Source organism: Nonomuraea terrae (assembly GCF_004348995.1).
Classification (GTDB): Bacteria; Actinomycetota; Actinomycetes; order Streptosporangiales; family Streptosporangiaceae; genus Nonomuraea; species Nonomuraea terrae.
Window position 1 is genome coordinate 1 of the sequence record NZ_SMKQ01000017.1, and the last position, 25913, is coordinate 25913.

The 25913-nt window shown below is 69.0% G+C and carries 29 protein-coding genes and 3 pseudogenes; 12 read left to right on the plus strand and 20 right to left on the minus strand.

What is annotated here, in order from left to right; genetic code table 11:
* The 6 genes and pseudogenes from E1286_RS08875 to E1286_RS08895 form a co-directional block, all read right to left on the minus strand.
* Nucleotides 1–360 (minus strand): annotated as a pseudogene (locus tag E1286_RS08875) (hypothetical protein); the annotation flags it as partial.
* Nucleotides 361–451: 91 nt separating this feature from the next.
* Nucleotides 452–1222, minus strand: coding sequence for an enoyl-CoA hydratase/isomerase family protein (locus E1286_RS08880; RefSeq protein ID WP_132610587.1), 771 nt, complete (start codon nucleotides 1220–1222; stop codon nucleotides 452–454).
* On the minus strand, nucleotides 1219–1407 hold the full coding sequence (locus E1286_RS49110) for an alpha/beta fold hydrolase (protein ID WP_223189729.1): 189 nt from the start codon (nucleotides 1405–1407) through the stop codon (nucleotides 1219–1221). The genes E1286_RS08880 and E1286_RS49110 overlap by 4 nt, the downstream gene beginning before the upstream one ends.
* Nucleotides 1401–2102, minus strand: a complete 702-nt coding sequence (locus E1286_RS08885; protein WP_223189730.1) for an alpha/beta fold hydrolase — start codon at nucleotides 2100–2102, stop codon at nucleotides 1401–1403. The genes E1286_RS49110 and E1286_RS08885 overlap by 7 nt, the downstream gene beginning before the upstream one ends.
* Before the next feature lie 17 nt (nucleotides 2103–2119).
* Nucleotides 2120–2908 carry a zinc-binding dehydrogenase gene (locus E1286_RS50010; RefSeq protein WP_246074609.1) on the minus strand — a complete coding sequence of 263 codons (789 nt, stop codon included), beginning with the start codon at nucleotides 2906–2908 and terminating at the stop codon, nucleotides 2120–2122.
* Nucleotides 2796–3023: pseudogene (locus tag E1286_RS08895) on the minus strand (aldehyde dehydrogenase family protein); the annotation flags it as partial. The pseudogene E1286_RS08895 and the gene E1286_RS50010, both read right to left, overlap by 113 nt.
* Before the next feature lie 17 nt (nucleotides 3024–3040).
* On the opposite strand from E1286_RS08895, the pseudogene E1286_RS51950 reads away from it, so the two are divergent.
* Nucleotides 3041–3190, plus strand: a pseudogene (locus E1286_RS51950) (IclR family transcriptional regulator domain-containing protein); the annotation flags it as partial.
* Nucleotides 3191–3276: 86 nt separating this feature from the next.
* Here E1286_RS51950 and E1286_RS08905 read toward each other — a convergent pair.
* On the minus strand, nucleotides 3277–4236 hold the full coding sequence (locus E1286_RS08905; RefSeq protein ID WP_132610591.1) for a helix-turn-helix transcriptional regulator: 960 nt from the start codon (nucleotides 4234–4236) through the stop codon (nucleotides 3277–3279).
* A gap of 64 nt (nucleotides 4237–4300) precedes the next feature.
* Between E1286_RS08905 and E1286_RS08910 the strand changes: the two genes are divergently transcribed.
* Together E1286_RS08910 and E1286_RS08915 are read left to right on the plus strand one after the other, a co-directional pair.
* On the plus strand, nucleotides 4301–4876 hold the full coding sequence (locus E1286_RS08910) for a DinB family protein (protein WP_132610593.1): 576 nt from the start codon (nucleotides 4301–4303) through the stop codon (nucleotides 4874–4876).
* The gene (locus E1286_RS08915) at nucleotides 4873–5334 is read left to right on the plus strand and encodes a VOC family protein (protein ID WP_132610595.1); all 462 of its coding nucleotides are present in this window, start codon (nucleotides 4873–4875) and stop codon (nucleotides 5332–5334) included. The genes E1286_RS08910 and E1286_RS08915 overlap by 4 nt, the downstream gene beginning before the upstream one ends.
* Nucleotides 5335–5401: 67 nt before the next feature.
* On the opposite strand, the gene E1286_RS08920 is transcribed toward E1286_RS08915, so the two are convergent.
* Both E1286_RS08920 and E1286_RS08925 read right to left on the minus strand, forming a co-directional pair.
* Nucleotides 5402–6364 (minus strand): SAM-dependent methyltransferase, encoded by a 963-nt coding sequence (locus E1286_RS08920; RefSeq protein WP_223189731.1) that lies wholly within the window; start codon nucleotides 6362–6364, stop codon nucleotides 5402–5404.
* A 429-nt stretch (nucleotides 6365–6793) separates the two neighbouring features.
* Nucleotides 6794–7537 (minus strand): SDR family oxidoreductase, encoded by a 744-nt coding sequence (locus E1286_RS08925; protein ID WP_132610599.1) that lies wholly within the window; start codon nucleotides 7535–7537, stop codon nucleotides 6794–6796.
* 249 nt (nucleotides 7538–7786) lie between these two features.
* Here E1286_RS08925 and E1286_RS08930 point away from each other — a divergent pair, with 249 nt between their 5' ends.
* Nucleotides 7787–8215, plus strand: a complete 429-nt coding sequence (locus tag E1286_RS08930) for an ester cyclase (protein ID WP_132610601.1) — start codon at nucleotides 7787–7789, stop codon at nucleotides 8213–8215.
* A 29-nt stretch (nucleotides 8216–8244) separates the two neighbouring features.
* Here E1286_RS08930 and E1286_RS08935 read toward each other — a convergent pair whose 3' ends face one another.
* The 3 genes from E1286_RS08935 to E1286_RS08945 form a co-directional block, all read right to left on the minus strand.
* Nucleotides 8245–8823: a DUF6928 family protein gene (locus E1286_RS08935; protein WP_132610603.1), complete on the minus strand. Its 579-nt coding sequence runs from the start codon at nucleotides 8821–8823 to the stop codon at nucleotides 8245–8247.
* A gap of 293 nt (nucleotides 8824–9116) precedes the next feature.
* On the minus strand, nucleotides 9117–9560 hold the full coding sequence (locus tag E1286_RS08940) for a GNAT family N-acetyltransferase (RefSeq protein ID WP_132610605.1): 444 nt from the start codon (nucleotides 9558–9560) through the stop codon (nucleotides 9117–9119).
* 49 nt (nucleotides 9561–9609) lie between these two features.
* On the minus strand, nucleotides 9610–10068 hold the full coding sequence (locus E1286_RS08945; RefSeq protein WP_132610607.1) for a hypothetical protein: 459 nt from the start codon (nucleotides 10066–10068) through the stop codon (nucleotides 9610–9612).
* A gap of 201 nt (nucleotides 10069–10269) precedes the next feature.
* On the opposite strand from E1286_RS08945, the gene E1286_RS08950 reads away from it, so the two are divergent.
* The 6 genes from E1286_RS08950 to E1286_RS08975 all read left to right on the plus strand — a co-directional run bounded on the left by E1286_RS08950 (nucleotide 10270) and on the right by E1286_RS08975 (nucleotide 15281).
* Complete coding sequence (locus tag E1286_RS08950; protein WP_132610609.1) at nucleotides 10270–10992, plus strand: VOC family protein; 723 nt, start codon at nucleotides 10270–10272, stop codon at nucleotides 10990–10992.
* A 182-nt stretch (nucleotides 10993–11174) separates the two neighbouring features.
* Entirely contained in the window at nucleotides 11175–12272 is a 1098-nt protein-coding gene (locus tag E1286_RS08955; protein ID WP_132610611.1) for a hypothetical protein, read from the plus strand.
* A 116-nt stretch (nucleotides 12273–12388) separates the two neighbouring features.
* Complete coding sequence (locus E1286_RS08960) at nucleotides 12389–12718, plus strand: MafI2 family immunity protein (protein ID WP_132610613.1); 330 nt, start codon at nucleotides 12389–12391, stop codon at nucleotides 12716–12718.
* Nucleotides 12719–12878: 160 nt separating this feature from the next.
* Nucleotides 12879–14105, plus strand: coding sequence for an MFS transporter (locus E1286_RS08965; protein ID WP_342776177.1), 1227 nt, complete (start codon nucleotides 12879–12881; stop codon nucleotides 14103–14105).
* Between the two features lie 22 nt (nucleotides 14106–14127).
* Nucleotides 14128–14736, plus strand: coding sequence for an LLM class flavin-dependent oxidoreductase (locus tag E1286_RS51695; RefSeq protein ID WP_132610617.1), 609 nt, complete (start codon nucleotides 14128–14130; stop codon nucleotides 14734–14736).
* Between the two features lie 23 nt (nucleotides 14737–14759).
* The gene (locus tag E1286_RS08975) at nucleotides 14760–15281 is read left to right on the plus strand and encodes a GNAT family N-acetyltransferase (protein WP_223189733.1); all 522 of its coding nucleotides are present in this window, start codon (nucleotides 14760–14762) and stop codon (nucleotides 15279–15281) included.
* 288 nt (nucleotides 15282–15569) lie between these two features.
* On the opposite strand, the gene E1286_RS08980 is transcribed toward E1286_RS08975, so the two are convergent.
* The gene (locus tag E1286_RS08980; RefSeq protein ID WP_132610619.1) at nucleotides 15570–16049 is read right to left on the minus strand and encodes a DUF5919 domain-containing protein; all 480 of its coding nucleotides are present in this window, start codon (nucleotides 16047–16049) and stop codon (nucleotides 15570–15572) included.
* 477 nt (nucleotides 16050–16526) lie between these two features.
* Nucleotides 16527–17198: a DNA-3-methyladenine glycosylase family protein gene (locus E1286_RS08985; protein ID WP_246074619.1), complete on the minus strand. Its 672-nt coding sequence runs from the start codon at nucleotides 17196–17198 to the stop codon at nucleotides 16527–16529.
* Between the two features lie 217 nt (nucleotides 17199–17415).
* On the opposite strand from E1286_RS08985, the gene E1286_RS08990 reads away from it, so the two are divergent.
* Both E1286_RS08990 and E1286_RS08995 read left to right on the plus strand, forming a co-directional pair.
* Nucleotides 17416–18162 carry an SDR family oxidoreductase gene (locus tag E1286_RS08990; RefSeq protein WP_132610623.1) on the plus strand — a complete coding sequence of 249 codons (747 nt, stop codon included), beginning with the start codon at nucleotides 17416–17418 and terminating at the stop codon, nucleotides 18160–18162.
* Between the two features lie 18 nt (nucleotides 18163–18180).
* Complete coding sequence (locus tag E1286_RS08995; protein WP_132610625.1) at nucleotides 18181–18420, plus strand: site-specific integrase; 240 nt, start codon at nucleotides 18181–18183, stop codon at nucleotides 18418–18420.
* 334 nt (nucleotides 18421–18754) lie between these two features.
* Here the strand turns inward: E1286_RS08995 and E1286_RS09000 are convergent, their stop codons facing one another.
* The 6 genes from E1286_RS09000 to E1286_RS09025 form a co-directional block, all read right to left on the minus strand.
* A complete protein-coding gene (locus tag E1286_RS09000; RefSeq protein ID WP_132610627.1) occupies nucleotides 18755–21148 on the minus strand; it encodes a WD40/YVTN/BNR-like repeat-containing protein in 2394 nt (797 codons plus the stop codon).
* 227 nt (nucleotides 21149–21375) lie between these two features.
* Nucleotides 21376–21846, minus strand: coding sequence for a hypothetical protein (locus tag E1286_RS09005; protein WP_132610629.1), 471 nt, complete (start codon nucleotides 21844–21846; stop codon nucleotides 21376–21378).
* Between the two features lie 18 nt (nucleotides 21847–21864).
* Nucleotides 21865–22746: a carbohydrate ABC transporter permease gene (locus E1286_RS09010; protein ID WP_132610631.1), complete on the minus strand. Its 882-nt coding sequence runs from the start codon at nucleotides 22744–22746 to the stop codon at nucleotides 21865–21867.
* The gene (locus E1286_RS09015) at nucleotides 22743–23753 is read right to left on the minus strand and encodes an ABC transporter ATP-binding protein (RefSeq protein WP_132610633.1); all 1011 of its coding nucleotides are present in this window, start codon (nucleotides 23751–23753) and stop codon (nucleotides 22743–22745) included. Before E1286_RS09015 ends, E1286_RS09010 begins: the two co-directional genes overlap by 4 nt.
* Nucleotides 23746–25038 carry an ABC transporter substrate-binding protein gene (locus E1286_RS09020; RefSeq protein WP_132610635.1) on the minus strand — a complete coding sequence of 431 codons (1293 nt, stop codon included), beginning with the start codon at nucleotides 25036–25038 and terminating at the stop codon, nucleotides 23746–23748. The genes E1286_RS09015 and E1286_RS09020 overlap by 8 nt, the downstream gene beginning before the upstream one ends.
* Nucleotides 25035–25889: an ABC transporter permease subunit gene (locus tag E1286_RS09025; protein ID WP_165969656.1), complete on the minus strand. Its 855-nt coding sequence runs from the start codon at nucleotides 25887–25889 to the stop codon at nucleotides 25035–25037. The genes E1286_RS09020 and E1286_RS09025 overlap by 4 nt, the downstream gene beginning before the upstream one ends.
* Between the last annotated feature and the right edge of the window lie 24 nt (nucleotides 25890–25913).

Genomic DNA, 25913 nt, shown 5'->3' on the forward strand with positions numbered 1-25913 from the left:
CAGATCGCCCGGGAACTCAACCACCGCCCTCGCCTCGTCCTTGGCGACCGCACTCCGGCCGAGGCCATGAGAACATGGATCACACAGGCCTCTACCAGGTGATTCGCAACCACCGCTGGAAAGCACCAGGAAACCGTAGGCCCCTTCGCCCTCGTAGACGAAGAACACGGGCTGCTCTTCCTCGAAGGCCTCCTCCCGGGGGTACGTCATGACCCGCTCTTCGGGGTCACGGCCGCCGTTGAGCCGCCACAGGAGATCGTCCGCTGTGGTCTCTTCGTCGAGTGGCCGCACGACGATCCAGCAGAGCGCGTCCTCGAACCACTGCTGCTGCTGGAAGAGCCGGCGATAGTGATCGATCACGCGCCGATAGTCGCAGAAGCCACCGACAAAGAACCCACTGACGAGGCGGCGACCCGCGCCGAGCCGCCGCCCGCCGTGGAAAGACGAACGATCACAGGAAACGGGGCGGCCGTTTCTCGAGGAAGGCCTCGACGCCTTCGGCGTATTCGGGGCTGGCGTAGGAGGCGTCGTACAGTGCCAGGACCGCGTCGTCGTCCGCGTGCTGACCGTTCAGGATGCGGTCGATGATCTCTTTGCTGCCGCGCACCGACACCTGGGCCCGGCTCGCGGTGATCTCCGCCAGCTCGTACGCCCGCGCGAGCAGCCGCTCCGCCGGGTGCACCTCGTTGACCAGGCCGATCCGCAACGCCGTGGCCGCGTCGAGGTGGTCGCCGGTGTAGAGGATCTGCCGGGCCCACGCCGGCCCGACGGCGTCGACCAGCTGTTTGGTGGACGTCAGGCTGTAGACGATGCCGAGTTTGGCCGGAGTGATCCCGAATCGGGCGTCTTCCGAGGCGACGCGCAGGTCGCAGGCGAGCGCCAGCTCGCAGCCGCCCCCCAGGCAGAACCCGGCCACGGCGGCGATCGTGGGCTTGCGCAGGGTGGCGAGCGCGCGTTCTGCGGTGTGCACGATCTCGCTGTAGCGGCGCGCCGCCGCCGCTCCGCGCCGGTGCGTCTCGAACTCGCCGATGTCCGCGCCCGCGGAGAAGTGCTCGTTTCCGCGTACGACGAGCACGCGGACACCGTCGTCGGCGGCCACCTCCCGGACCAGGGAGGGGAGCGCCGACCACATCTCCACGTTCATGGCGTTGCGTTTGGCCGGCCGGTCGATCGTCAGCGTGGCGATCGGCCCGCGGGTGTCCAGCCGCAGGTGAGGGGTCATCGTTCGAGCCCGGTGGAGCTGAGCCCGCGCGCCCGCGGGTCGCGTCTGTCCCACCGGTCGAGCTCGACGGCGGCGAGGAAGTCGAGGACGGCCCGGTTGAACGTGTCCGGCTCCTCCAGGTTGACGGTGCGCCCGGTCTTGGGCAGCACCAGCAGGCCCGCGCTCGGCATGGTGCGCTTCAGCATGAGGTCCGGCTCCAGGCAGCCCTCGTCCTCGTCGCCCCGATGATCAGGGCGGGGATGTCGACCCCGGCCAGTCTGTCGGCGAGCTCGTAGAGCGGCGGGCGCTCGCGTCGCACGCTCAGCCGGGTGTTCGCCGAGCCGGTCGCGGAGTGCTCCGCCCGGTGGCCGGCGAATTCGCGCCAGCAAAGCGGGTCCTTGTTCGCCAGCTGCACGCGAGTGGGCCCGCGCGCGTGACGTTCGGCCACCGCCGCCATGCCCTCGCCGCGCAGCGACTGCGCGAGGTGCTCGCATTCCGCGCGGAACTCGCCGCGCCGATCGGGAAGCGGGCCCCATCCGCAGGCCGCCACCACCATGGAACGTACGCGCTCCGGGTGGTCCAGCCCCAGGTGCAGCGCGCAGAACCCGCCCATCGAGAGCCCCGCCACGTAGGCCCGCTCGACCTCCAGCGCGTCGAGCACAGCGATCGCGTCCGCGACGGCGTGCCGCTGGCTGTAGTCGGCCGGATCCTCCGGCACATCGGACGGAGGGTAGCCGCGGGCGTTGTACGTGATGCAGCGGTACCGCCGGGACAGGGCGCTGACCTGCGGCGTCCAGCTACGGTGGTCGCCGGCGAACTCGTGGATGAACAGCACGGCCGCGCCGGTGCCGTGTTCCTCCGCGTAGAGCTCGATGCCGTCAGGCGTTCGGACCATGACCATGTCTGCTGTCCCTCCGGTCACGCGTCGGGGCGGACGAGCACGCGCGCGACCCGACCTGCCGCCATGTCGTCGAACGCCGCGTCGATGCCGTGCAGGTCCGTCTCCCGGCTGATGAGCGACGCCAGGTCCACAGTGCCGTCGACGGCGTGCTCGTACAGGCGGGGCAGGTCCCGGTCGGGATCGAGCGAGCCGGCCACGCAGCCGGTGATCGTACGCGCGAAATGGAACAACTCCAGCGCCGAGAACTCCACCTTCTGGTCCTTGCCCCCGATGCCCACGATCGTCACCCGGCCGCCGCGGCGGGTCATGCCGTAGGCGTCCCGGATGGTCGCCGCCAGCCCGACGCAGTCGAGGGCGTGGTCGGCGCCCCGGCCGCCGGTGAGCGCGCGCACCCGCTTGCGCACGTCGGGCCCCGCCTCGAGCGTCTCGATCGCCCCCAGGGAGCGGGCGAGGTCGAACGTGCCCGCCTCCCGGTCGACAGCGATGATGGAGCCGGCTCCCGCCGGCCGTGCCCCTTGTACGGCGGCCTGGCTGAAGACAGGCCGTCCGGCACGAGCCGGGTGGCGGCGGCGGGCAGCACGGTCTCCTGGGCGAACGCCCCGGTGGACAACCCGGGGAACAGGTCGGTCCCGTCGGCGTCCGAGCCGTGTGGCCGCGTGCTGCGGTCGGCGGCGTGCTCGCAGAGGTGGGCCACTCGCGGCCGTTCCCGGACTGCTTGTAGCCCCCGAACGGCGCCAGCGAGTTGAACCGGCCGCCGTTGATGTCGACCTGTCCGGTCCGCATGTTCCTGGCGAAGGCCACCGCACGATACTTCGACGCGCTCCACACGGCTCCGGCCAGGCCGTAGTCGGTGGCGGCCTCGATGCGCAGGGCGTCGTCGTCGTAGCCGAGGATGCTCAGCACGGGGCCGAAGATCTCTTCTCCCCGAGTACACGGAGGCGACGATCACCGACCGCGACGCGCTCGAGGCCGAGCTGGAGGTCGTGCGGACGCGCGGTTACGCCGTGGCCGACCGCGAGCTGCGCGACGACATCTTCTCCGTGGCCGTGCCGATCTTCTCCGGCCGCACGCCGGTCGCCTCCCTGAGCGTGTTCCTCCCCCGCACCGCCGCCCGGCCGACGGCGGCGCCGAACTGGGCGAGCGCGCCAAGCAGAGCACCAGGCAGATCAGCAGGTCATTCACCGCCGACTGAGGCCGACAGCAGCCTCTCGGCCAGCAAGCGGCAGCGTGTCCCGAGCTCCGGAGGGTCGAGCACCTCGAAGTCGTGCCCCAGCACGAGCACGTGCATGAGCACGAAGTCGAGATTCGCGCCGCCGCTGAGCACCTCGCAGCGCTCGCTGCCCCGCGGCCGTACGACGGCGGCCGACGCCGAAACCTGCGCGCGCACCGTCTCGGCCGGCGCGTGCACGAGGAAACGCGCCTGGTGCGGGTAGACCCGGCTCGCCACGCCCTCCTGCACGTACGTCGCCGCGTCGGGCGCCGGGCGCGGGCGGAAACGCCAGGTCCGCGCCGACACATCGGTCATCCGGTCGACGCGGAAACTGCGCCAGTCGTCGCGGTCGAGGTCGTAGGCGAGCAGGTACCAGCGCCGGTCGGAGGTGACCAGTCGGTACGGCTCGACCCGCCGCCGTCGCACCTCGTTCCCTGAGGGGTAGTCGAAACCGGCCTCGACCTCGTCGCGGCAGGCTCTGGCCAGCGTCATGAGCACCTCGGGGTCGACCGGCGTACGCCCTGCGCCGAAGGAGTCCACCGAGCCGGAGAGCGCCCGCACCTCGTGCCGCAGCCGGGTGGGCAGCACCCGGTCGAGCTTGGTCAGCGCCCGCAGCGCGGCGTCGCCGGCCACCGCGCCGCTCGCGCCGGCCAGCAGCGAGACCACGGTGGCGATCGCCTCCTCGTCGTCGAGGAGCAGCGGCGGCAGGTCGTGCCCGGGGCCGAGCTGGTAGCCGCCTCCGACACCCTGGGTGGCGTGCACCGGATAGCCGAGCGCACGCAGCCGCTCGACATCACGCCGTACGGTGCGCGGCGTGACCCCCAGCCGGTCGGCGAGGTCGGGACCGGTCCAGACCTGGCGCTGCTGCAGCAGCCCCAGCAGGGTGAGCACCCGCTCCGTCGTACCGCGCTCCACACCGTTCATGACACTCCAGCCTGCCAGACGATAGCGGACCGATCCTGTCCGCCAGGAGTGCCAGAGTGCCTCCATGAACGCAGACGAACTCGACTGGAACCGGACGCTGCGTGAGCAGATCCAGTTCCACTGGAACCATCAGCTCCGGCCCCGGCTCGACGGCCTCACCGACGACGAGTACTTCTGGTCGCCGGTGCCGGACTCCTGGAACGTGTGGCCGCGCGGCAGCTCGACGGCACCCATGCAGGCCGGCTCCGGTGACTTCACGATCGACTACGCCTTCCCCGAGCCGGTCCCCACGCCCTTCACCACGATCGCTTGGCGACTCGGTCACGTCATCGTCGGCGTGCTCGCCGCGCGCAACGCGGCGCACTTCGGCGCGCCGCCGGCGTCGTACGAGACCTGGGAGTACGCCGGCACCGCGGCCGGCGCGCTCGACCAGCTCGAGACCCAGCTCGACGCCTGGCTGGCCGGGGTGCGTGACCTCGGCGAGGCCGGGCTCCGGGTCCCGGTCGGCGAGAAGGAGCCGTACCCCGAGGCGCCCATGGCCGACCTGGTGCTGCACATCCACCGCGAGCTGATCCACCACCTGTCCGAGGTCTGCCTGCTGCGCGACCTCTACCTGCACACGAACGGGAGCGCCCGATGAGCCGCCACATCCAGGTCACCTTCGACGCCCACGACCCTCGGGCGCTGTCGTCCTTCTGGCGCGACGTGCTCGGCTACGTCCACCCCGGCCCGCCCGGCGTCGACCTGCCCGAGGGCGCCGACCCGCTGGCCGCGTGGGACGACTTCCTCGCGCGGGCGGGCGTGCCGGAGGACCGGCGCAACACGGCCTCGGCCGTCGAGGACCCGGACGGGCACGGCCCGCGGCTGTTCTTCCAGCAGGTGCCGGAGGACAAAACCGCCAAGAACCGCGTCCACCTCGACGTCCGCGCGGCTCCCGGGCTGGAGGGAGCGGAGCGGATGGCGGCGCTGGAGGCCGAGTGCGACCGGCTCGTCGCGCTGGGAGCGACGCGGGTACGCCGCCACGAACCCGCTCCGCCGATGAGCGCCGGCTTCATCGTGATGACCGACCCCGAGGGCAACGAGTTCTGCCTCGACTGAGGGTGGCTGCTGCTCGGCGTGCCGGCCTAATAAGGCCGTCGTCCGGTCCGTCCGATCACGCTCTGGGTCAGCCCTCCTCCGGCCGGCGCATGAGCACGATCCGCCCGAAATTGGTGGGGACCATACGGTGCGGCACCAGACCGGCGGCCTCAGCCTCGGCGACCAGCTGCTCGGCGGTCGGGGCGAACGGCACCCGTTGCCCCTCGTAGACCAGGCGGCGCAGAGCGAAGGGGACCCGCTGGGCTTCGTCCTGCGGCTCGCTCTCCATTTCCTGGATCATCAGCAGCGCTCCCGGCTTCAGAGCTCCCCAGATCATGCGCAGCGTCCCGGCCCGGAAAGGCTCCGGGAAGAACGGCTGAGCCCAGAAGCAGGCGTCGAAGGCGTCCCGCTCGTCGAAATCCCGCGCGTCCATGCAGCGCACCTCCACGCGGTCCGCCACCCCGAGGTTCTTGGCGCGGTTCTCCGCCTCGGCCGCGACTGCGGGCACGAGCTCGATCGCCACCGCCCGCATATTCGGGAACATCGAGGCCGAGGCCAGCGTCGCGCCGGCCACCCCGCAACCGACGTCGAGCAGCCGGCCATCGCGGACCGCGTCGGCGTACTCCGGGACTTCGGCGTACAGATGCTGGAAGACCGCCTGGGTGACCGGCGTGGGCCGCCCGCCGACCACCTTGGCGATGGTCAGCGCTTCGGCGTCGCCGAGCCTCACGTCACCCTCATCCTCGGCCGCCTCACGCACCAGCCGGATCATCAGCTCCGCCCTGTCGAGCACGTTGCCGAGGTCCGTCATGGCATCGTCGGCCGACAACTCCGCGTAGGCCGGGCTCAGCCGGACCTGTCCGTCGTGCTGCTCGACGAAGCCCAGGGCTTCCAGAGCGCCTACCACGTTCGCGACCCTGTCGACCGGCAGGCGGGAAAAGGCGGCCAACTGGTCCAGGCCGCGCGGCTCCGCGAGAAAGCCTGTCCATCCCCGCTCGTGCACCAAGGTCAGCAGGGCCAGGGCCTGCGCGCCGGTCGCGAGCTCCTCCACGCGGCTCTGCGCCGTACGGGCCAGTGCGAGACGCCCCAATGCGTCGTCAGTCATCGTTCGTCCCCCGACAATCAACGGTGTTTCTGCAGTACGCAGGCGCGATGCCAAGCGCTGAGCGGCACTGTAGCCCGCACCGAAACGCCGCCTCGCCGCGCCTCCGACCATCCGCACAGATCATGCCCGTTGCCGGGGATCACACAACAGGCGACACAGCATCATGCAGTCCGACGAGTTGGGGGCCCGCATCCACGCGGCATCGCGCGACGGAACCGCCCGTCCTCGAACTGGCCTGAAAAGCACGCGCTGGAGCGCGACGTTCGCACCGGAGGAATCACCGGCACGCTGCGCCTGGTCACTCCCGGCCGGCACTGCATCGGTCATCCCGGACGCGCACCGTCGCGCAGGTCGACTGCCCTGATCAGGCTCGGCTCACCACGCGACGGGGCCGAGACGATCGATGAAGATCCCGGTCGGCCCGTCCGCGTCGATCGTCGCGAGCCTGACGATCGAATCGGTGCCCTCGGTGACCGTCAGCTCGCCGGTGTGATTGTTCATGTCGGTCGCGGCGAATTTGCGATTCGCGACTTCTCCGGGAGTGGCGATGTTGAATTTGATTTTCGGCAGCGCCTGGGCGTACCGGACGGTGATCATGTTGAGCGCCGCTTTCGACGAGCTGTAGGCGAGCTCGTGGAATTGCGAGAAGGGCTGCTCGGGATCGGTCACGACCGTGAACGAACCGCCTGCGCTGGACACCATGACCACCCGCGGATGGTCCGCCGCCTGCAGCAGGGGCAGGAACGCATGCGTGACCCTGATCGGCCCGTACACGTTGGTGTCGTAGACGGAGTGAATTTCGTCGGCCGTCGCCGCCGCCGGCGCAACACCCTTTCCCGGCGCGCCGGCGTTGTTGATGAGCGCATCGAGTCGATCGGTGTGCTCCTGAACGAGCCGTACGGCGTCGGTCACCGACTTGTCCGAGGTCACGTCCAGCGGGACCGTCACCACGTTGACGCCATCGGCGGTCAGTTTCTCGGCAGCCGCGCGTCCCCGGCCTTCGTCGCGCGAGCCGAGAAAGACCGTCCAGCCCATTTCCCCGAGCCGCCGGGCCGCCTCGAAACCGAGCCCCTTGTTTCCTCCGGTGATCAGCACCGAGGTCTGTTCCGAATTCGTCATGCCCTTCAAGACGATGTGGCGGGCTCGAATGTGAGGGGGTGTGAGCGGCCTCACGTGTCAGCCGGTCAACGACTCGGGCCGAAGCAGCCCCACGCCACGAGGCGATCGTCACCCTCTCCCCACGGCGAAGGCGCGCCCGCAGTCTTCTCCTCGGCGATTTGTGATAGGGCCCCTCGATGTCACAAATCGGCCGGCTCTGTCGTCCGGTGTACGGGATCCAGGGATCAGGAGCTTCGAGGAGGACGAACCATGCCGACAGCCCGCGACAGAGCGGCGTTGAGCCGCCTGCATGACGCGACGAACAGCGGCGACGCTGAGCTCATCGCGAAGACGATCGACGAGGTCGCCGACCCGAACCTGATCTTCCACGCGCCGGTGCCGGCCGGCGCAAGCGGAGCACAGGCCCTCAAGCAGGTATGGACGATGCTCCTGCGCGCGTTCCCCGACATTCACGTCACGGTCGAAGATGTGATCACCGAGGGGGACAAAATCGTGTGCCGCAACACGGTCACGGGGACCCACCTGGGCGACTACATGGGCCTCCCGCCAACCGGCAAGTCGATCACGTACAGCGAGATCTTCATCGTCCGCTTCGCGGACGGCCGCCTCGCCGAGGTCTGGGGCGTCGTCGACGTCGCCGCGCAGATGCGCCAACTCGGCCTGCTCGGTACGCCATAGGCAGCGAGATCGCCAACGCGGCGGAGCTCCTAGGTCACCTCGAACCCCGCAAGTGAGATCTTCTCCAACGCGACGTCGCCGAAGGTGACGCCGAACAGCTCACGCATCGCATCGTCCCCGAGGCTCGTCGCCTCGTACGGGTCGGGCTCACCGTCGGCATCCAGGTACGGAGCCTCGAAGGGCAGCGGTTCGCCGACGAGTTCGGACACCCCGTCACTGCCGGAGGCGCTGAACGAGCGCCGCAAACCACCGTCGCCGTCCCAGATCGCGTACGCGAACCAGTCACCCCCGCTGTGCGTCGCGACCAGGTAGGTCGTCCGGCCCGCGGCCTCGTTCAGGAAACGCCGGTCAAGTCCGGACGGCTCCACGAGGAACGCTTCCTCGGTGCACACGATGGCGAGGCCGGGCAGGCACGCCGCGTACACCCGGCCTTGTTCGGGCGAGGCCTGATGGAGCAAGGTGCCGTCCCCTGTCTCACTGATCCGCCGCCCAGGATGCAGCCGCCGGACGAGCGCACCGGTCGCCTCCCGATCAAGCGGCGGCGCAGCCGCCAGGATCGGCCGAGGGTCGCCCTCCGCGTACATCAGCATCCAGGCCTTGACCCCCATCGGCACCCCTCTCGACCACGACATCCCGCCGACGGCACCCTAGAACCCGCCACCGACAGAACGTGGCGGAATCACCTTCAGTGCGAGGCGATCATGAAACCAATACCGATCAGAGCCAACGTCACGCCTTCGCCATCAGCACGGATGTCCTGGCCGATGACAAAGCAACCGCTCATCACGGGACATTTGTGCGCAGCCCGAGCACGGACCAGGAGCCTGCCGCCTGGCGGAGATTCATGAATCGACGAGGGAACCGCACCGGGCCCGCTTCACGCCAAGCTGACCCGCCCGCCCTACGAAGACGGCCGGCGCACCATGAATACGTCCACCTCGTCCTCGGTCTCCACCGTGAATCCATACCGCTCGTACAACCGGCGCGCCGAACTGCCCTGCAACACGTTCAGCCGAACCACGGCGTCCTCGCGGTCGCACCCTTCCAACAACCTGCTCAGCACGGCAGAACCGATCCCCCTGCCCTGCCAGGACGGCTCCAGATAGAAATGCTCCAGCCAACAGGCGTGCTCCGCCGGCCGCAGCGCCACACACCCGGCCAAGGCGCCATCCACCTCGATCATCCACGTGTGCTCCGGCGCGAACCCGTCCCGCAGCCGCTGCCGCACCCGCTGCTCGTCGTACCGCCCGAGCCGCTCAAGATCCGACCTCAGTACCACGGCGCGCAACTCGGCCACCGCCTCAACATCCGCCACCGAAGCCGCCCGAAGCCCCCAGTCCGCCACGATTGGGATGCTATCCCCCAGGATCGGCCCGCCGTCCGCTCCCCCGTGGTCAGATGGACATCCAGCAATAGAGACGGTGCCCCCGCCGCCTGGTCCGCGCTGCCAGGTCGCGCAAGTCATGAAGTGGTTGGTGGAGAAGGCGGGGATCGGCCAAACCACGGAACTCTTCCATCTGTGACCAAGGCTCAGCCACGGCAATGAGCCGCTCATCGGTAGCTGCCGCGAGAACCGCGGTGAACTCGTCGGCGATGGTGACCACGCCCTTCTCCCCGGACTCCTCGAACCTCACAGCAAAAACACCCTGGCGCTCAGCGATTTCGTCATAGGACTGGCCGACCAGCAATGCTTCCAGCTTGCCCAGCATCACGGACGGGTCGATGCCCTTGAGATCGATGTTGTCCTTCTGCTCTGCGCCCGGTGGCGGAAACGCCGGCCCGCCGACCCAGTCGACAACGGCGGCAGCCTCCTCGTCCGTGGCTGCGCTGAAGTAGTCATACAGAACTCCCACGAGGGGAGAGTGTGCCAGGGATGTTTACTGGCGTAATGCACAGAGCGGGGCTCGGGGATGCACCACGTTCCGGCTGCCGCCGGGCCTGCGCCGCCGGCCTTCAGGACACCTGCCCGGCCCCGGGCGCCTGCCGTTATCTTTCTCCATGGGCACGGTGCCTGTCCGCGGCTTTGAATCAGCAGATCGGAGGTGCGGAGCGGAATGACTTGTCAGCTCCAAGCGCTCTGCTTCGATGCGCACGACCCGCCACGTCTCGCGCGCTTCTGGGCCGGCGTCCTGGGCTGGGAGACGGCCGACGACCCCCAGGACGGCGTCGCGCTCCTGCCGAGCGATGACACCGGGTTCCGGATCCGATTCCTTCCGACCCAGGAGCAGAAGACCGGCCAGAACCAGATGCACTTCGATCTGACGAGCACGTCCCTCGATGACCAGCAGCAGACGGTGGCGAGGGCGCTCGGGCTCGGTGCCCGGCACATCGACATCGGTCAACGCCCGGAGGAGGGTCATGTCGTGCTCGCAGACCCTGAAGGCAACGAGTTCTGCGTCATCGAGCCGGGCAACAACTTCCTCGCCGACTGCGGATTCATCGGAGCGCTCGCGTGCGACGGTTCGCAGGAGGTCGGGTACTTCTGGAGCGAAGCGCTGGGCTGGCCGTTGGTGTGGGATCAGAACCAAGAGACCGCGATTCGCTCGCCACACGGCGGCCCCAAGGTCACCTGGGGCGGTCCGCCACTGATGCCGAAGACCGGGAAGTACCGGCTGCATTTCGATCTCGCTCCACCCGCCGGCGGTGATCAGCAGGCGGAGGTCGAGCGTCTCGTCTCCCTGGGGGCGACGCGCATCGACATCGGCCAGGGCGACGTCAGCTGGGTGGTCATGGCCGATCCCGACGGCCACGAGTTCTGCGTTCTGTCCCCGCGATAGCAGGAACGGAGTCCGAGCAGCCCGGCAAGCGCATCGTCTCCGTGCCCGGTGCCTGATCTTCGTTCGGGACCCATGGGCGCTCGGCTCCGGCGTACGGGTCGCCGCCGCCGCGCCGACTCACCAGCATCCGCCTGAGTACGCATACTCATGCGCCGTTCTGGTGGCCTTCCTAGGCTTCGATCATGTTGTCGAAGTTGGCCGCCACCGGCCTGTGGTTCGTGTGGGCAGCCGCCGCCGCGGCCGCAGCCATCGCCGGCCTCCGGCTGTGGCGGGCCGTCCGCGCGGCCGGCAACGACCGCTGGAAACTGGTGGCCCGCCAGTCGTCCGTCACCTACGGAAAGGTCATCGCCACCGGTGAGAACGATGCCTGGGCCTTCGGCTGGGACATCCTCGGCATCGCCGCCTGGCTCCCCGTCGTCGACGGCCCACACCGCATCACAGCTTTTCACTGGGACGGCGAGCGGTGGGAGAAAAGCGACTTCCCGGTTGGCGTCGGCAGCCTCGGCTCGGTTGCCGCGTCTGCTCCTTCCAACGTGTGGGCATCGGCCAGTGATCAGGACAGCAGCTACCTCCTGCGTTGGGACGGAAGCGCCTGGACGATCGTTCATAAGCCGCACGGTGCGGGCGGGATCCTCGCGGTCACCGCTGACGACGACGTGTGGATCTTCGGCCGCTACAAGGCCTGGCACTACGACGGCGCCACGTGGACGGAACAGAGCCTGTCCTTCTGCCCCTTCCGGGTCAGCGCCCGCTCCGCCTCCGACATCTGGGCCCTCGACGGCATCACCCGGTGCGTGCACCATTTCGACGGCGGGGTCTGGACCCGAGACGACGTGACCCGGGTGCTCCCGAAGGCGCCGCCTCCGTCCGACGAGGTCCCGCCCGGCCCGCTCGTCCCCCGGCTGACCGCCGTCAACGCCGATCCGTCCGGCATCTGGATCACCGGGGAGATCGGGATGTCGTCGTTCCTGCTGTACCGGACCGGCTCTGGTTGGCGTAGCGAGCACACCTCCGCGACGGCCGGCCGCATGGTCCGTGGCGTCCCGCCGGTCCCTGACGGCAGGGGCCGCCACTGGTTTCTCGGCTCCACCGATCTCAACGGTTCCGATTCGGCCCTCGCCCACCGCGACCTCTACGGTCACTGGACCAGGGTTCCGGCCGGAGGCGAACTGACCTCGCTGTCGGCCGTCCCCGGCGGCCCGCTCCTGGCCACCGGACGGATCGGCAAGGCTTCGGGCGTCTTCGTGATGACCGCCCCGACAGCCTCCGAAACGCCGTGAATGACGGGCGGACAAGCACGGTGGCATGGGCTTGCGGGGCTGAGGCTGCGGACCACGATCCGGCATGAGCACCTCGTACGCTGTGGTCACGCCGGTCAACCCAACTGGAGCGCGCCATGACCAGTTCAGCGGAACTCGAGCGAGAGAACGCGATAGTTCTGGATGCGGTTCAGGCATTATTGGGTCTCATTTCTCCTGAGGTCATCGCCGTGGCAGTCCGCGTGGAGAGGGATCGCATTGAATTGCGCTTCTGGGTTCGGCGCCGTACCAGCGAACTCGACGAGGACATCGCAGATGCGATTTTCGAGCTTGATGCTCTTCTCTCTGGAGAAGGTCCACTCATCGAGTCACGAATCCATGATGGGCCGCCTGATCCGACCATGCTGCGTTCGTACGGTCGGATGATCTATTGGGCGAAGTGCCAAGCAAGACCGTGCCGCCTGTAGCCCGCCCGTCCAGGATCAAGGCCGGCGATCGGTCACGCCACAATGATGCCTGCGGGGATTGACGGGACCCATGGTCCGTTCGTAGCGTTTCTTACGTAATCCCGCCGACGTGCCCAAGCATTTCCAATGCGACCGTGCCGGCCACGGATATTCCCCGCACATGCCAGAACCATGCCGACGCGACACCGGCGAGGACAGTCTTATTGACGCCTCAGGAAGCCTACAACGAACTGGAGAACAGCGCGGAAATCGGCAGGCACGCCTAGCCGTAGCCCTGCTTTATGTGATCATGAGCATGCCCATCGGCGGATGGGCTGCCCGAGTCCCCGACGTACGCCGACAGGTGGGCGCGGACGACGCTCTCTGGGGATTGGCCAACACCATCCCGAGCGCCGGCAACATCATCGGGCTCTGCGCGATCGTCCTGCTGGCTGGGCGCGTCCGTAGCCGGCTGCTCGCCGTTGCGGGAGCCGGCCTCGTCCTTCTGACCGTGCCTTTGATGGCCTTGTCGACCAGCTTTCCCTCAGTGGTGCTCGGCCTGACGACGTGGGCCTTGGTCGCCCACATCATGGACATCCCCATGGGCGCACTCGCGCTCGAAGTCCAACGCCGCTACCGCAGGCCTCTCATGGGCGGTTTCGATGCCTGTTTCGGAGCGGGGACGCTGATCGGCGGAGTCGCCGGGACGTTCTCGGCAGCCCTGGACGTGCGGCCGTGGATGCAGTTCGCCGTCACAAGCGGAGCGCTTGCACTGTGCTTGGCGGCGGTGGCTCGATGGCTGCCTGAGGACAGCAGCAAGGGAAACGGGACGCTCCGGATGTCGCTGCGGAAAAGGTTCAACCGCCGGATGCTCCCGATCACCGCCATGGCGTTCCTGTCCGGGTACGTGTCCGAGTCGGCGATCCTCTGGAACGCCATCTATGTGTCCGACACCATGGGTGCGGGCTCAGTCGCCGGAGGGATGTCCTACACCGCCGCCGCCACCGCCGGCACCGTGGCGTTGCTGGCCGTGGACCGAGCCACGGCACGCCTCGGCATTGTCCGCGTCGTCCGGATGTCCACGCTGTTCGCGGCGGCGGGATTCGGTGTCTGTCTCGTGATCAGCAGTCCCGTGGCGGCGGTCACCGGGTTCGTCCTGCTCGCGGTCGGGATGTCCTGCGTGAATCCGAGCGTCTACACGCTTGCCGGGAGCCAGGAGGGTCTGTCGTCGAGCGAGGGGGTCTCGATGGTGGAGATCGGTCAGATGCCGGGAGCCGCGATCGCTGCGCCGGCGATGATCGGCGCCTTGAGCGGCGCGATCGGGCTCCGCCTCGCCTTGGCATCCATCGTCATCGCGGTGTTGCTGCTCAGCGTGCTGGCGGGACGAGTCCGATACGCCGATGGCTAGACGCGCCCGGCGCGAGGCTTGAATGCGATTTGAAGCCCGACGAGCCATCAGGCGCGCAGGGCCACCGGCGGGTGGGACGCACGGGTCGCCACCACCCGGCCTGCACTCGGTGATCGAGCACCTCCCACCGAGCAGTACACGGCCGTCACTACGCTTGACACACCCGGGGGTCAGTCTGCTCAGCGTCGGTTCTTCACGATCGGCCTGGCGTGCGCGAGTCCGGGAGGTCGAGGATTTGGGGTACGACGTCCTGCAGGTGCCCGACCACCTCGGCATGGTGGCGCCGTTCCCGGCGCTGGTGGCTGCTGCCGATGTGACCAGCATGCGGCTGGCGACGTACGTGCTCAACGCCGTCGTGGTGAGCCCCGCCTACCTCGCCCGGGACGTGGCCGACACATACCGGCTCACCGACGGCCGGCCCCCGGCCGCACGCCCGGACGGCGAACGGGCGGAGCCGGGGTACGGCGGCGCGGCGCGCCGCCGCTTGATACCCACAAGAACTATTAGCAGTGCCCCAGCTATGACTCGTGATCTTGCGGTGGCCCTAGCACGGCGATCACCCCGGAGCCGCAGCGCCCCGGCCCGAGGCATGACTCGTTCGCACTGGCAGACTGCGGCGAATGGCAGGTAGGGCAAGTAGATAGGGTCTACTCCATGCGCGGCATGGTCACGATTCGCGAGGCGAGACCCGGCGACGGGGACGTTCTCGGCGAGATCCACGCGACCTCCTGGGGCATCTCGCACGGCCCGTTGTGCACGCCCAAAGTGGCCGCCGCCGGGATCCAGGAGCGACGCACCAAGTGGCACGCCATCCCGGACGAGGGCAACAACACGATCCTGCTCGCGCTCCTGGACGGTCGCCCCGGCGCCTTCGCCCGCTTCGGAGACTCCTCTTCCCGCTTCGGCCTGGCGGAGATCCACACCTTCTTTGCCCACCCGGACGTCTGGGGCAGCGGCCTCTCGGCGGTCTTGCTGACCGCCACCCTGGACCAGCTGCGGGACGCCGGATATGACCGCGTGCATCTGTGGACGCTCCGGGACTCAGCTCAGGCTCGCCGCTTCTACACCAAGAACGGCTTCACCGAGACCGGCAGGAGACACGACCACGACTTCGGCGAGGGCCCTGCTGTAGCCCTGATCGAGCTTGAACGAGCCATGCCCGGCCCTGACCTGTAACGATCAGACCAGCCCCTTCAGCGCGCGGAAATCGAACCCGCTCATCACGAGTTCGGTCGCGGACATGCTTCCCGGCCTCGGCGGCGGAGACCCCCGCCGGTCTTCGTCCTCGAACCGAGAACAGCCCCAGAAACGATCAAGCGAGGGAGGGCCCACCCTGATCCGGCTTTCACAGTTGGAGCGGGTGACGGGAATCGAACCCGAACTGTCATCGGGAATCTTGCCGGGCTGAGTCGAGAAGATGGGGGTGCAGGTCAAAGCAGGCCGAGTGACCGTGAGCCCCCTGATTCACCGCTGATCGCCGCTCGTTGGCGAGTCGACTCCGCGGGCCTGCGGTAGGCACGGCTGCACTACGCAGAGGGCTCGATCGACGATCAACAGGTTGAACCGGATGGTCTCGTCGTAGACGTGCAGTTCGAGGCGCTGTGCTGAGGTGGTGTCGAGTCGATCACGCAGCCTGGTCAACATGGTGATGTTGAGCGCCGTAAGAGTCGTCAGCCTGCTGTCGGTGTAGCCCTCTTCCGCTTCACGGGCTCGGATCGCCTTCCCCTGCGGATCGAGGAAGAGGCACCGGATCTTGGTGCCGGTGTCCAGAAGGCGCTTGAGCTGATGATCGGGATAGCTCTGGCAGAGCACGTTGAGCGACAGGCCCGCCGCGTTGATCTCCTTCGCGCTGTCGAACAACGTCGATGCCGGAAACGCAGAGGTGAAAGCCGAGCGACTGCTGAACACAGCGGTCACGTCGGCCATCTGGGGCACGGCATCCATCGCGGTCTCAATGCCGGCGCATCGGGTTGTCTCCGGTTCCGTCCGGGGCGTGGGGACCTCGACGGTGCTCGTAGAGAACAGCTCGTGGGCCGACCTCCCGGGGAACATCGCCTCCAGGACACGGCAGTGGCCGGAGTACGGCAAACCCTTGAGCTCTCCGGACAACCAGAGGTGGAGTTGCGCGCGGCTCGGCCAGCCACCCTGCAAGGAGGGGTCCCCCTCATGTTCGTGCGGTCGCGCACGCTCCTCCCCCGTCCGATCACCCGTGGGTAGCCAGAGCGCTGCGCCCTGGCCGCCTTAACGCTGGTGTCAACCTACGCGACACACGCGGGAACCCGATGATAGGCCGGACTCTAGATATGGACTATGAAGTCCATTAAGGGGCGCCCTGCGTCAGATCGACTCGGCAACGCGCACCAAGTCAGCGAGGCACAGGAATTTCCTCGTCGTCATCAGCGCCGGTGAAATGACGCAGCACTACGACGTACCACCAGGAACGACAGGGTGCAGCTCCCACACGAAGCCCCACAGGTACGACGTGGCATACGATCGATACGGTTGCCACGGCTCACCCCGCTGCTCCGCGGCCTTCGGCGTGATCAGGCCGTCCAGTTGATCGAGTGCGGTGATCGCTTCGCGCACAGTAAGATCGCCGGCCGGGAAGATGTCCGGTCTGCGCAGGTAATGCAGCATGAACCGTTGCGCGGACGACGGACCGATACCGGGTACAGCCACGAGGTTGGCGTGGATTTCGGCATCTGTCATGGTCACAAGTTTGTCCATCTCCAGCAGACCGTCATCCACGCGTTCGGCGAGTGCACGGATCGTCCTGGCTTTCTGGTGAGACAACCCGACATCGCGCAGGGTCTGCTCGTCGGTCGAGACGACACGCTCTGCAGTGATGGCGCCACCGAATTGCGCGACCAGTCGATGGTAGATCGCCAAGCTGGATGCCCTGCTGAGCTGCCGCGAGGTGACAGCGAAGGAGAACCATTCGAGCGGACTGTCCATCGCAACGGGCAGATGCGCGTCGTAGGCATCGATCGGTCCAGTCGACTGCACCCACCGCGCGAGTGAGTCGTCGAGCGAGCCCAAGTACTCAGCAGCTGCATGCTGCTCCTTGGTCGCACGCTTCCCTGTGCGCGTCATGGTCACGGCACCAGCCTCGCAAACTTGGACGCTATAGTCCAGTAGAGGTTTATACTCTGGACGGACCAGCTAGACATCTTGGTACATGATGAGGGCAGGAAACTGTCTCGCCAGCTGCGAGCTCAGTGACTGCCGGCAAGTTCTCCTGCACGCCTGGCACCAACGCGATGCCATTGGGCTGTCCAGTCGAGCCAACAACGAAGATGGAGTGATGGTCATGTCGGCACGTACAGCCCTGATCACGGGCGGCACCAGCGGAATCGGGAAGGCGACCGCGCGGACTCTGCACGACCGCGGTTACCGCGTCGCTGTCACCGGACAGCGTCAGGAGAGCGTCGCTCGGGCGCGGGAGGAGTTGCCCGACGATGTCCTGGTCTTGCAAGCTGACGTACGGTCGCTCTCGGACACTGACCGGGTCGTGTCCGAAGTCGGAGCGCAATTCGGCAATCTGACCACGCTGTTCCTGAACGCCGGCGTGAACCATCCGATGACGCTGGAGGATTGGGACGAAGCCGCGTACGACGAAGTGTTCGCCGTCAACACCAAAGGAGTGTTCTTCACCCTGGTCAAGGCGTTGCCGCTGCTGTCCGACGGTGCTTCGGTCATCGTCACCGTGGGGATCGGAGCAACACGCAGCCTGACCGGTAGCAGCGTCGCTGCCGGGTCCCACGGCGCGATGCTGGCCATGATCCCGACTCTGGCCCTCGAGCTCGCGCCGCGCCGCATCCGCATCAACGCGGTCAGCCCGGGGATGACCGACACCCCGATGACGCGGGCCTCGATCCGGACGGAAACCGAAGACGTCGCAGGGACGATGACGGCGATGGCCGAGCACAACCCGTTCGGCCGCCTCGGGACGCCAGAAGACGTCGCCGGGACGGTCGCTTTTCTGGCTTCGGACGATGCTGCGTACGTCACCGGGCAAGAGATCGTCGTGTCCGGGGGCGCAGGCTTGGCCATCTGACGCGATGGGTGGACGTGCATGGGTCTGCCCGGCCTGCACTTCCATGATCTCCGTCACACGGGGAACATGCCGGCCGCGATGTCAGGGGCAGGGCTCAGAGACCCGATGGCACGGATGGGACACGACAACGTCGGGGCGGCCATGATCTACCAGCACGCGGTCAGGGGCGCCGATCAAGTGATCACGAACGCCGTCGATCAGCAGCTCAAGCAGGATGACGATGACGGTTCATCAGGGGCGTTGGCTCCCGTGGGCTAATTGCACGTTAGTTGCACGGAAGATCGAGAACAGCATTGCCCGTGAGTGACTGTGAGAGACCGCGGCTGTCCGACTGTTCTGCCTCGTTCGCGGTTCGGCTCTGGCTGTCGCTTGGGTCAACCGACCAGGGCGAGGTCGATGACGTCGGCCCACCTGGCGGTACTGCGCGACCAACTTGACCGGCATCGATGGCTGGGCCTCGCACCCAGCGGGCCGGCTGCCTCGAGGCGGGAGCATGGCCAGAGGCCACCTCCCGGGTCCGGGAGGCGGCCTCTGGCCTGCCTGGTGCTACGTCTATCGAACCAGTGGTTTCCTCAGTGGAACTGCTGGGTGGCTACGCGGTCGCGTGGCAGGAGGCGAGCACGCCGACCGCCCCCTTCCCGGTGTCCTTCAGGGGAAGCTTCGTCGACGCGGCCGGGCACTTCGGGACCGTGAGGTCGTAGACGCCGCGGCCGAACGTCGCCGTGGTGAGCTGCCGGCTCTGCTCGTGGTAGCGCAGGTACATGATCGGCGCCTGCGGCAGGTTCGTGCCGAGCGCGGCCCACTCGCCGCCGTTCCACGCCGACATGAACGCCCCGACGTCGGTGCCGACCAGCAGCAGCCCGTCGGCGGTCGGGACGACGGAGTTCACCGGGGCGTCCGGCAGACCCTGGCCGATGTCGCTCCAGGTCCGGCCACCGTCACGGGTGATCATCACGTGCGCGCGGTCGCTGCCGGAGCGGAACCCGGAGAACGTCGCGTAGGCGATGTTCTTGTCGGTCGGGTGCACCGCCACCCGGGTCACCCAGGTGCCAGGCACCTGTGCCGGGTCCACCCGGTTCCAGGTGCCGCCCAGGTCGTCGGTCCACCACAGCCGGCCGTCGTCGGTGCCGACGTAGAGCTTGTTGCCGTCGGTGGGCGCGGCCGCGATCGTGGTGATCGTGCCCCACGGGTAGCCGGACGGGTCGTTGGGGCCGCCGCCGGTGAGGTCGGGGCTGATCGGCGTCCAGGTGCGACCGTTGTCGGTGGACCGGTTGACGATGTTGCCGGCGTAGTACATGACGTTCGGGTCGCTCGGGTCGAACTGCAACGGGGTTTGCCAGTTGCGCCGTTGGGACGTCGTCTGCCCGGAGCCGATGGTCTGCCGCGGCGCTGCGCCGGAGTTCTCCGACCGGTAGCAGCTGCCGTACTGGCTGCACCCGAAGACGATGTTCGGCTGCTCCGGGTGGATGATCACCTGCAGGCCGTCGCCGCAGCCGATGTCGTCCCAGTCGCCGCCGACGCCGGTGTAGCCGCGGTTGCAGCCGTTGTCCTGGGCGCCGCCCACCTTCAGCACCGGGTCGGTCTCCGCGACGTCTACGGTGTAGAACTGGGTGTACGGCTCGTACGTGGACTTGACCCAGCCGCTGGCCCCGTGGGCCTCCGATCGGTAGAAGCCGCCGTCGTTGCCCAGGTAGACCCGGCCGGGCACCTTGGGGTCCCAGCGCATGGCGTGCTGGTCGGCGTGCACCCCGCCCACGGAGGAGAAGCTCTGCGCGCCGTCGGTGGAGCGCCTCAGGTTGACGCCGGTCAGGAAGACGTGGTCGGCGTTGGTGGGGTCGACGTAGAGCTTGCCGAACCACCAGCTGAAGGTGGACTGCGACGCCTGGCCGGCGGTGACCGGGGTCTGGGTCCAGGTGTCGCCGCCGTTGTCGGAGCGGTAGAACGCGCGGAACGGGCCGAGCGCGGTGCCGACGTACGCGTAGAGGCGCTGCGGGTTGTTCGGGGCGAGGGCTATGCCCCAGCGACCCTGGTCCGCGTCGGTGGGCAGGCCGTTGGTCATCCGCTGCCAGGTCGCGCCGCCGTCGTCGGAGCGCCAGAGGCTGGAGCCGGGGCCGCCGTAGGTGCGCTGGTGCGGCTCGCGCAGGTGGTCCCACATCGCTGCGTACATCCGGCGGGGGTTGGTCGGGTCGATGACGACCTCGGTGGCGCCGGTGGTGGGGTTCGGCGGCGCGAGCACGAGCTGCCAGCTGTCCCCGCCATCCTCCGAGAGGTAGACGCCGCGCTCCCCGCCGGGCATGAAGAGGTTGCCGCTGGCCGCGGCGAAGATGCGATCTTCGTTGCTCGGGTCGATGGCGAAGCGAGCGATGGCGTGGCTGTCCCTGAGGCCGACGTGCTGCCAGGTCTTCCCGCGGTCCTTCGAGCGGTAGATGCCGTCACCGCCGAAGGTGATCGAGCCGCCGCCCGGCTGGGGCTCGCCGGTGCCGGCGAAGAGGACGCCCTTGCTGGTCATCGCGACCGCGCCCATGCTCTGCGTCCCGTCGTCCGGCCACGCCGCTTCGAACGTCGCGCCGGCGTCGCGGGATTTCCAGATGCCTCCGGAGGCGGCGGCGATGAAGACCTGGTCCGGCACCTGCGGGTCGACGGCGATGTCGACGACCCGCCCGCCGATGTTGCTCGGGCCGAAGAAGTCCCACTTCTGCTCGGCCAGGGGGCGGTAAGCTTTGAGGGTGCGTGCGGCGATCTGGTTGGCCTCGCCGCGGGCCTTGGTGTACTTCGCGGTGGACAGCTCGGTGCTGCCGTCGCTCATCCGCTGGGCGGTCATCCACTCGTCGGGCAGTTCCATCGGCCCGGTGGGGGTGTTGGTGGCTAACGATACCTCCTGGACGGGTCGAGGTGTCGAGGATGCGGTCAGCGCGACCGAGGCGAATAACGCGACCGCCGCTGTGATGCCGAGGCCGCGATACCGTCGGACGAGCGTGAGGTTCATTCGGATCTCCCTGTCCACACGTCGTGGCGACCGGGAAAGCGGTCACCAGTCGGCACGTTAGACAGCGAGGTGAGTCACGTCACCGAGCATCTGTTGGGATTAACTCCCTTCGCTTAGGACACCTGTCGGACGCCCAATCGTCCGCGGCTGGCCAGGGTCGGTGGGTTCAGCGGCGGTGGACAAGCGCGGAATGGGCACGGGGTTGCGCCCGCGGCGCGGGATCGCGGTCAGTAACTCTGGAACTCGGGTAGGCCCGCGTCGTCCGAGTCCGGTCCCACCACGGCGGTCAGCGTCGTCGCATCCGCGCAGACCGCGGTGGCACGCAGGTACGTCCGTCGTTGCTGTGCCCGCATCAGCACCTCGGCCTCGAAGACCTCGTCCTCGGCGCGGAGCAGGTCGATGTCGCTGAGATGCTCGTAGTGGGCGCGCACGTCCAACGGGGTCATGCGGACGGTGGCCTCGACCGTCGTCAGTGTGCCCTGCGTGACCACCGAGGTGACCCGCGCGCCGTCGGGCAGCATCAGGCCGGCAACATCGGCGGTCACCTCGGCGTCGGCGTCCAATGGCACCCGGTCGCAGCTGGGCAGGTTCGCCAGCATCCCCGACTCGCGGCCGGTGGGCTGCCCGGCCTCGGTGCCGCCGCAGGCGGCCAGCAGTAGCGGGACCGTGACGACGACGGTCAACATGCGGAGTCTCACCGCCGCAGCATGGCACGCTCAGCGCAGCACGCGCCATCGCCGTACGACGAGCAGCAGGGCGGTGATGACGACCGCGGTGACCACCATGAGGACGCTTGTGATCAGCGCGCCATAGGCGAAACTGGAGAACTCGAAGGCCTGGTCGAAGATGTAGACCGGCAGGTAGAGGGTGGCGTTGGCGGGCCGGCCGTCGGTGAGGACGTACGCGGGCACGAAGTTGACCTGCAGCGTCAGGATCGTGTCGCGGACGGCGAGCAGCAGGAGCACGGGTGCGAGCATCGGCAGGGTGAGCCGGCGCAGTTGGCCGAACGGGCCGCAGCCCTCCAGGGCCGCCGCCTCGTAGAGCCGGCCGTCCAGCAGGCGCCGGGCGGCGAGGACGACCAGGAAGCCCTCCCCGATCGGGAAGACCAGCATCAGCGCCACCGCTACCCGTGCGGTGCCGGGATCGGAGAGCCAGGTGAAGCCGGGGTGGCCGAAGAGCCCGAGCAGTTGGTTGAGCGGGCCGTACAGCGGATTGAGCACCCACAGGAAGAGCACCGCGAGGGCCACGTCGGGCACGACCGTCGGCAGGTACACCGCGACCCGGAACCAACGCCCGCCCGGTCGCGGCGCGGCGAGCAGCAGGCCGAGCCCGACGGCGGCCAGCAGTCGCAGCGGTACGGCCAGCGCCAGGTGGATCGCCGACGCCTGCACGCTGTCGAGCAGGAAGCCGTCGGAGAGCATCCGGCGCACGTTGTCCAGGCCGACGAACTGGGGGTCGCGGGTCAGCCCGGTGTGGTCGGTGAACGCGTAGCCGAGGTTGAGCAGGGCCGGCAGCACGATCAGCAGCCCGACCGCGACCGCGTACGGGGCGAGGAACGCCCATGCGGTCAGCGGCGGGCGGGCCCGGCCGGACGTCACCTCCGCCGTCCGGTTTCCGCGTCGAACCGGTGCAGGCGGCCGGGGTCGGGTCGCAGCCGCACCCCCTCGCCGGGCCGGACGCCGGGTCGCGGGCCGGTGCGGACCGTCAACCGGGTGCCGTCCGGGCAGCGGGTCAGCAGGATGGTCTCGCTGCCGAGCGCCTCCGCCGCCTCGACCGTGGCCTCGATCGGCCCGTCGGTGTCGAGTTCCAGGTCTTCCGGCCGCACCCCGAGGATCAGGCCGGCGGCGCCGCCGAGCACGCCGCCGCCGGGCACCAGGTTCATCGGCGGGCTGCCCAGGAAGCCGGCCACGAAGGTGTCCGCCGGTTCGTCGTACACCTGCTGCGGTGGCCCGATCTGTCGGACCCGGCCGCGGTCGAGGACGGCGACCCGGTCGCCGAGGGTCATCGCCTCCGCCTGGTCGTGGGTGACGTGGATGGTCGTGGTGCCGAGTTCCCGGTGTAGGGCGAGCAGGTCAGCGCGGGTGGCGAAGCGCAGCGGCGCGTCCAGGCTGGCCAGCGGCTCGTCGAGCAGGTAGACGGTCGGCTCGCGCAGCAGCGCCCGGGCCAGGGCGATCCGCTGGCGCTGCCCGCCGGAGGTCTGGTCGGGGTAGCGGTCGAGCAGGTCCGCGATCCCCAGCCGGTCGGCGGCCGCCCGGGCCCGCCGCTCGGCCTCGGCGCGTCGGACCCGCCGTACGCGTAGCCCGAACAGCAGGTTGCCCAGGACGGTGAGGTGGGGGTAGAGCGCGTAGTCCTGGAAGACCATCGCCACGGCCCGCCGGTGCGGCGGTACCCGCACCACGTCCTGCCCGTCGACGACGATCCGGCCCTGGTCCGGCCGGTCCAGCCCGGCGATCAGCCGCAGGATCGTCGACTTTCCCGAGCCGGACGGGCCGACCAGGGTTATCATCTCGCCGGCCCGCACCTCGAGGTCGACGTCGTCGAGGGCGACGACCCGCCCGTACGACCTGGTCAGCGACTCGAGCCGGATGGCGCCGCGGTTACCCATCCGCGCCCACCGGCAGGGTGAAGAGCGGGCGGATCTTCTCCTCCAGGTTCCGCAGCCCCTCCTCGCGGCCGACCCGGCCGTAGAAGACCTCCTCGAGCAGGGCGTCCGTCTCACGCTCCACTCGCGACCAGGTGCCGGTGCGGGGGGTGGCCCGCAGGTGCGGCTCGGCGTCGAGGTAGACCTGCGACGACTTCGGGGGCTTGGCCGGGTCGAGGAACGCGGGGGAGTTGGCCACGTCGAGGCGCGACGGCACGGTGCGCCCCGAGTCGGCGAGGATCCGCTGGCCCTGCTCGCCCATCGCGAACTCGATGAACCGCCAGGCGTCGTCGTGGTCGGGCAGGCCGGCGCTCATGCAGTACGCGTCGCTATGCAGGATCGACGCGGGCACGCCGCCCGGGGCCACCGGCAGCGGTGCCGCGTCCCAGGTGAAGCCGTCGATGGTGCGCAGCGTGGGGACGGCCACCCGGCTGTTGAGATACATCCCGAGCGTGCCGCGCAGGAACCGGGCCTCGCTCGACTCGCTCTGCTCCTCGGCGTCCGGGGGCACGACGTGGTGCTTCAGTTGCAGGTCGAGGAACCAGTCGACGGCCATGCGGGTGGCCGGGTCGCCGGTGAGGGTGAGGGCGGTCGGTCGGGTCGGATCGTCGACGAACTCGCCGCGGTTGGACCAGACGAACGGCGCGAGCCGCGCGATCGACGGCTCGACGCCGGCGCCGTACTTCCCGTCGCCGGTCAGGGCGCGGGCGGCGGAGAGGAAGTCGTCCCAGGTCCAGCCGGCCTTCGGCAGCGGCACGCCCTTGGCCGTGAAGAGGTCGGCGTTGTAGTAGACGACCAGCGAGGACATGTTTTGCGGCAGGCAGGTCAGGGCCTTCCCGTCGAACCGGAAGGCGTCCAACGCCCGCGGGCTGAAGTCACTCTCGTCGAGCGCCGTGCTGCGGTCGAGGTAGGACTGCACCGGCTCGATGGCCTGCTGGGCGGCGAACTGGCCGTAGCGGCGGTAGTTCAGCAGGAACACGTCGGGTGGCTGCCCGCCGGCGAACGAGGTCGTCAGCCGGGCCATCAGCTCGTCCTGGCTGGCGACCGGGGAGAGCGTGACCGCCACGTCGGGGTGGGCGTCGGTGAACGCGTCGACCAGGCTGCGGTAGCCGGCGATCTCCTCGGCGTCGCCGAAGAGCACGACGGTGATCCCGTCCTGGTCCTCCGTGCGGTTCCCGCCGCCGCAGCCAGCGACGCCGAGCAGCAGCGCAGTGGTGACCAGGGCGACGTACCGTCGGAATCGGCTCACCTACGACCTCCAGATCTCAGAGCGGCCAGCGGATCGTCGTTCAGCAGGATCCGTTGGGCCAGCAGGAACACCACCACGCATGGCACGGTCGCCACGACGCAGCCAGCCATCAGCAGCGGCCAGTCGGTCGGGTTCAGCAGTCGCAGGAACTGCAGACCCAGGGGGTACGTGTAACGGTCGCCGCTGTGCAGGTACAGCAGCGGGTCGATCAGGTTGGACCAGTGGAACGTGAAGGCCAGCACGGCCACCGCCAGGGTCGCCGGGCGCACCTGCGGCAGGGCCACCCGACGCCAGATCGTGAGCCACCCGGCCCCCTCCAACCGGGCGGCCCCGAGTTGGCTGTCCGGCACGCCGCCGAAGGCCCACGTGTACAGCAGCACCAGGAAGGGGCTGCCGGCGAGCAGCGCCGGGGCCAGCAGCGGGACGTACGTGTCGACCACGCCGGCCAACCGGAACAGCTCGAAGCGGGTGGCCCACACGGCGGTGACCGGCACGAGCAGCACCGCCAGCAGGCCGAGGACCGCCCGCCGCCGGGCCGCCGGCGTGAGCAGCCGCAGCCCGAAACCGGTCAGCGAGGCGACGACGACCGTCACCGGTACGGCGACCGCGACGACCATCGCGGAGTTCGCCAGGTAGCGGAAGAGCGGGATCAGCTCCGGCAGCCGGGCGTACGCGGCCACGGACGGCTCGGGTGGAAGCAGCTCCAGGGTGCGGGGCGGGGGCCAGCCGGCGGGCCGGAGCGAGCCGACCACCATGAACCACAGCGGGGCGGCGAAGAGCGCCGCGAACAGCGCCGGAAGCACGAACCGCCCGATGAACCGCGGTATCGCGGTGGGCCCCGAGGACCGCACGTCCCGCCCTTCTCGCCAACCGGT

What these genes read in the sequence shown, in the direction of transcription:
- E1286_RS08880 (WP_132610587.1), bottom strand. Translation starts at nt 1,222, where the DNA reads ATGACCCCTCACCTGCGGCTGGACACCCGCGGGCCGATCGCCACGCTG.
- E1286_RS49110 (WP_223189729.1), bottom strand. Translation starts at nt 1,407, where the DNA reads ATGCTGAAGCGCACCATGCCGAGCGCGGGCCTGCTGGTGCTGCCCAAG.
- E1286_RS08885 (WP_223189730.1), bottom strand. Translation starts at nt 2,102, where the DNA reads ATGGTCATGGTCCGAACGCCTGACGGCATCGAGCTCTACGCGGAGGAA.
- E1286_RS08905 (WP_132610591.1), bottom strand. Translation starts at nt 4,236, where the DNA reads ATGAACGGTGTGGAGCGCGGTACGACGGAGCGGGTGCTCACCCTGCTG.
- E1286_RS08910 (WP_132610593.1), top strand. Translation starts at nt 4,301, where the DNA reads ATGAACGCAGACGAACTCGACTGGAACCGGACGCTGCGTGAGCAGATC.
- E1286_RS08915 (WP_132610595.1), top strand. Translation starts at nt 4,873, where the DNA reads ATGAGCCGCCACATCCAGGTCACCTTCGACGCCCACGACCCTCGGGCG.
- E1286_RS08925 (WP_132610599.1), bottom strand. Translation starts at nt 7,537, where the DNA reads ATGACGAATTCGGAACAGACCTCGGTGCTGATCACCGGAGGAAACAAG.
- E1286_RS08930 (WP_132610601.1), top strand. Translation starts at nt 7,787, where the DNA reads ATGCCGACAGCCCGCGACAGAGCGGCGTTGAGCCGCCTGCATGACGCG.
- E1286_RS08935 (WP_132610603.1), bottom strand. Translation starts at nt 8,823, where the DNA reads ATGGGGGTCAAGGCCTGGATGCTGATGTACGCGGAGGGCGACCCTCGG.
- E1286_RS08950 (WP_132610609.1), top strand. Translation starts at nt 10,270, where the DNA reads ATGACTTGTCAGCTCCAAGCGCTCTGCTTCGATGCGCACGACCCGCCA.
- E1286_RS08955 (WP_132610611.1), top strand. Translation starts at nt 11,175, where the DNA reads ATGTTGTCGAAGTTGGCCGCCACCGGCCTGTGGTTCGTGTGGGCAGCC.
- E1286_RS08960 (WP_132610613.1), top strand. Translation starts at nt 12,389, where the DNA reads ATGACCAGTTCAGCGGAACTCGAGCGAGAGAACGCGATAGTTCTGGAT.
- E1286_RS08965 (WP_342776177.1), top strand. Translation starts at nt 12,879, where the DNA reads ATGCCAGAACCATGCCGACGCGACACCGGCGAGGACAGTCTTATTGAC.
- E1286_RS51695 (WP_132610617.1), top strand. Translation starts at nt 14,128, where the DNA reads ATGCGATTTGAAGCCCGACGAGCCATCAGGCGCGCAGGGCCACCGGCG.
- E1286_RS08975 (WP_223189733.1), top strand. Translation starts at nt 14,760, where the DNA reads ATGCGCGGCATGGTCACGATTCGCGAGGCGAGACCCGGCGACGGGGAC.
- E1286_RS08980 (WP_132610619.1), bottom strand. Translation starts at nt 16,049, where the DNA reads ATGGATGCCGTGCCCCAGATGGCCGACGTGACCGCTGTGTTCAGCAGT.
- E1286_RS08985 (WP_246074619.1), bottom strand. Translation starts at nt 17,198, where the DNA reads ATGACGCGCACAGGGAAGCGTGCGACCAAGGAGCAGCATGCAGCTGCT.
- E1286_RS08990 (WP_132610623.1), top strand. Translation starts at nt 17,416, where the DNA reads ATGTCGGCACGTACAGCCCTGATCACGGGCGGCACCAGCGGAATCGGG.
- E1286_RS08995 (WP_132610625.1), top strand. Translation starts at nt 18,181, where the DNA reads ATGGGTCTGCCCGGCCTGCACTTCCATGATCTCCGTCACACGGGGAAC.
- E1286_RS09000 (WP_132610627.1), bottom strand. Translation starts at nt 21,148, where the DNA reads ATGAACCTCACGCTCGTCCGACGGTATCGCGGCCTCGGCATCACAGCG.
- E1286_RS09015 (WP_132610633.1), bottom strand. Translation starts at nt 23,753, where the DNA reads ATGGGTAACCGCGGCGCCATCCGGCTCGAGTCGCTGACCAGGTCGTAC.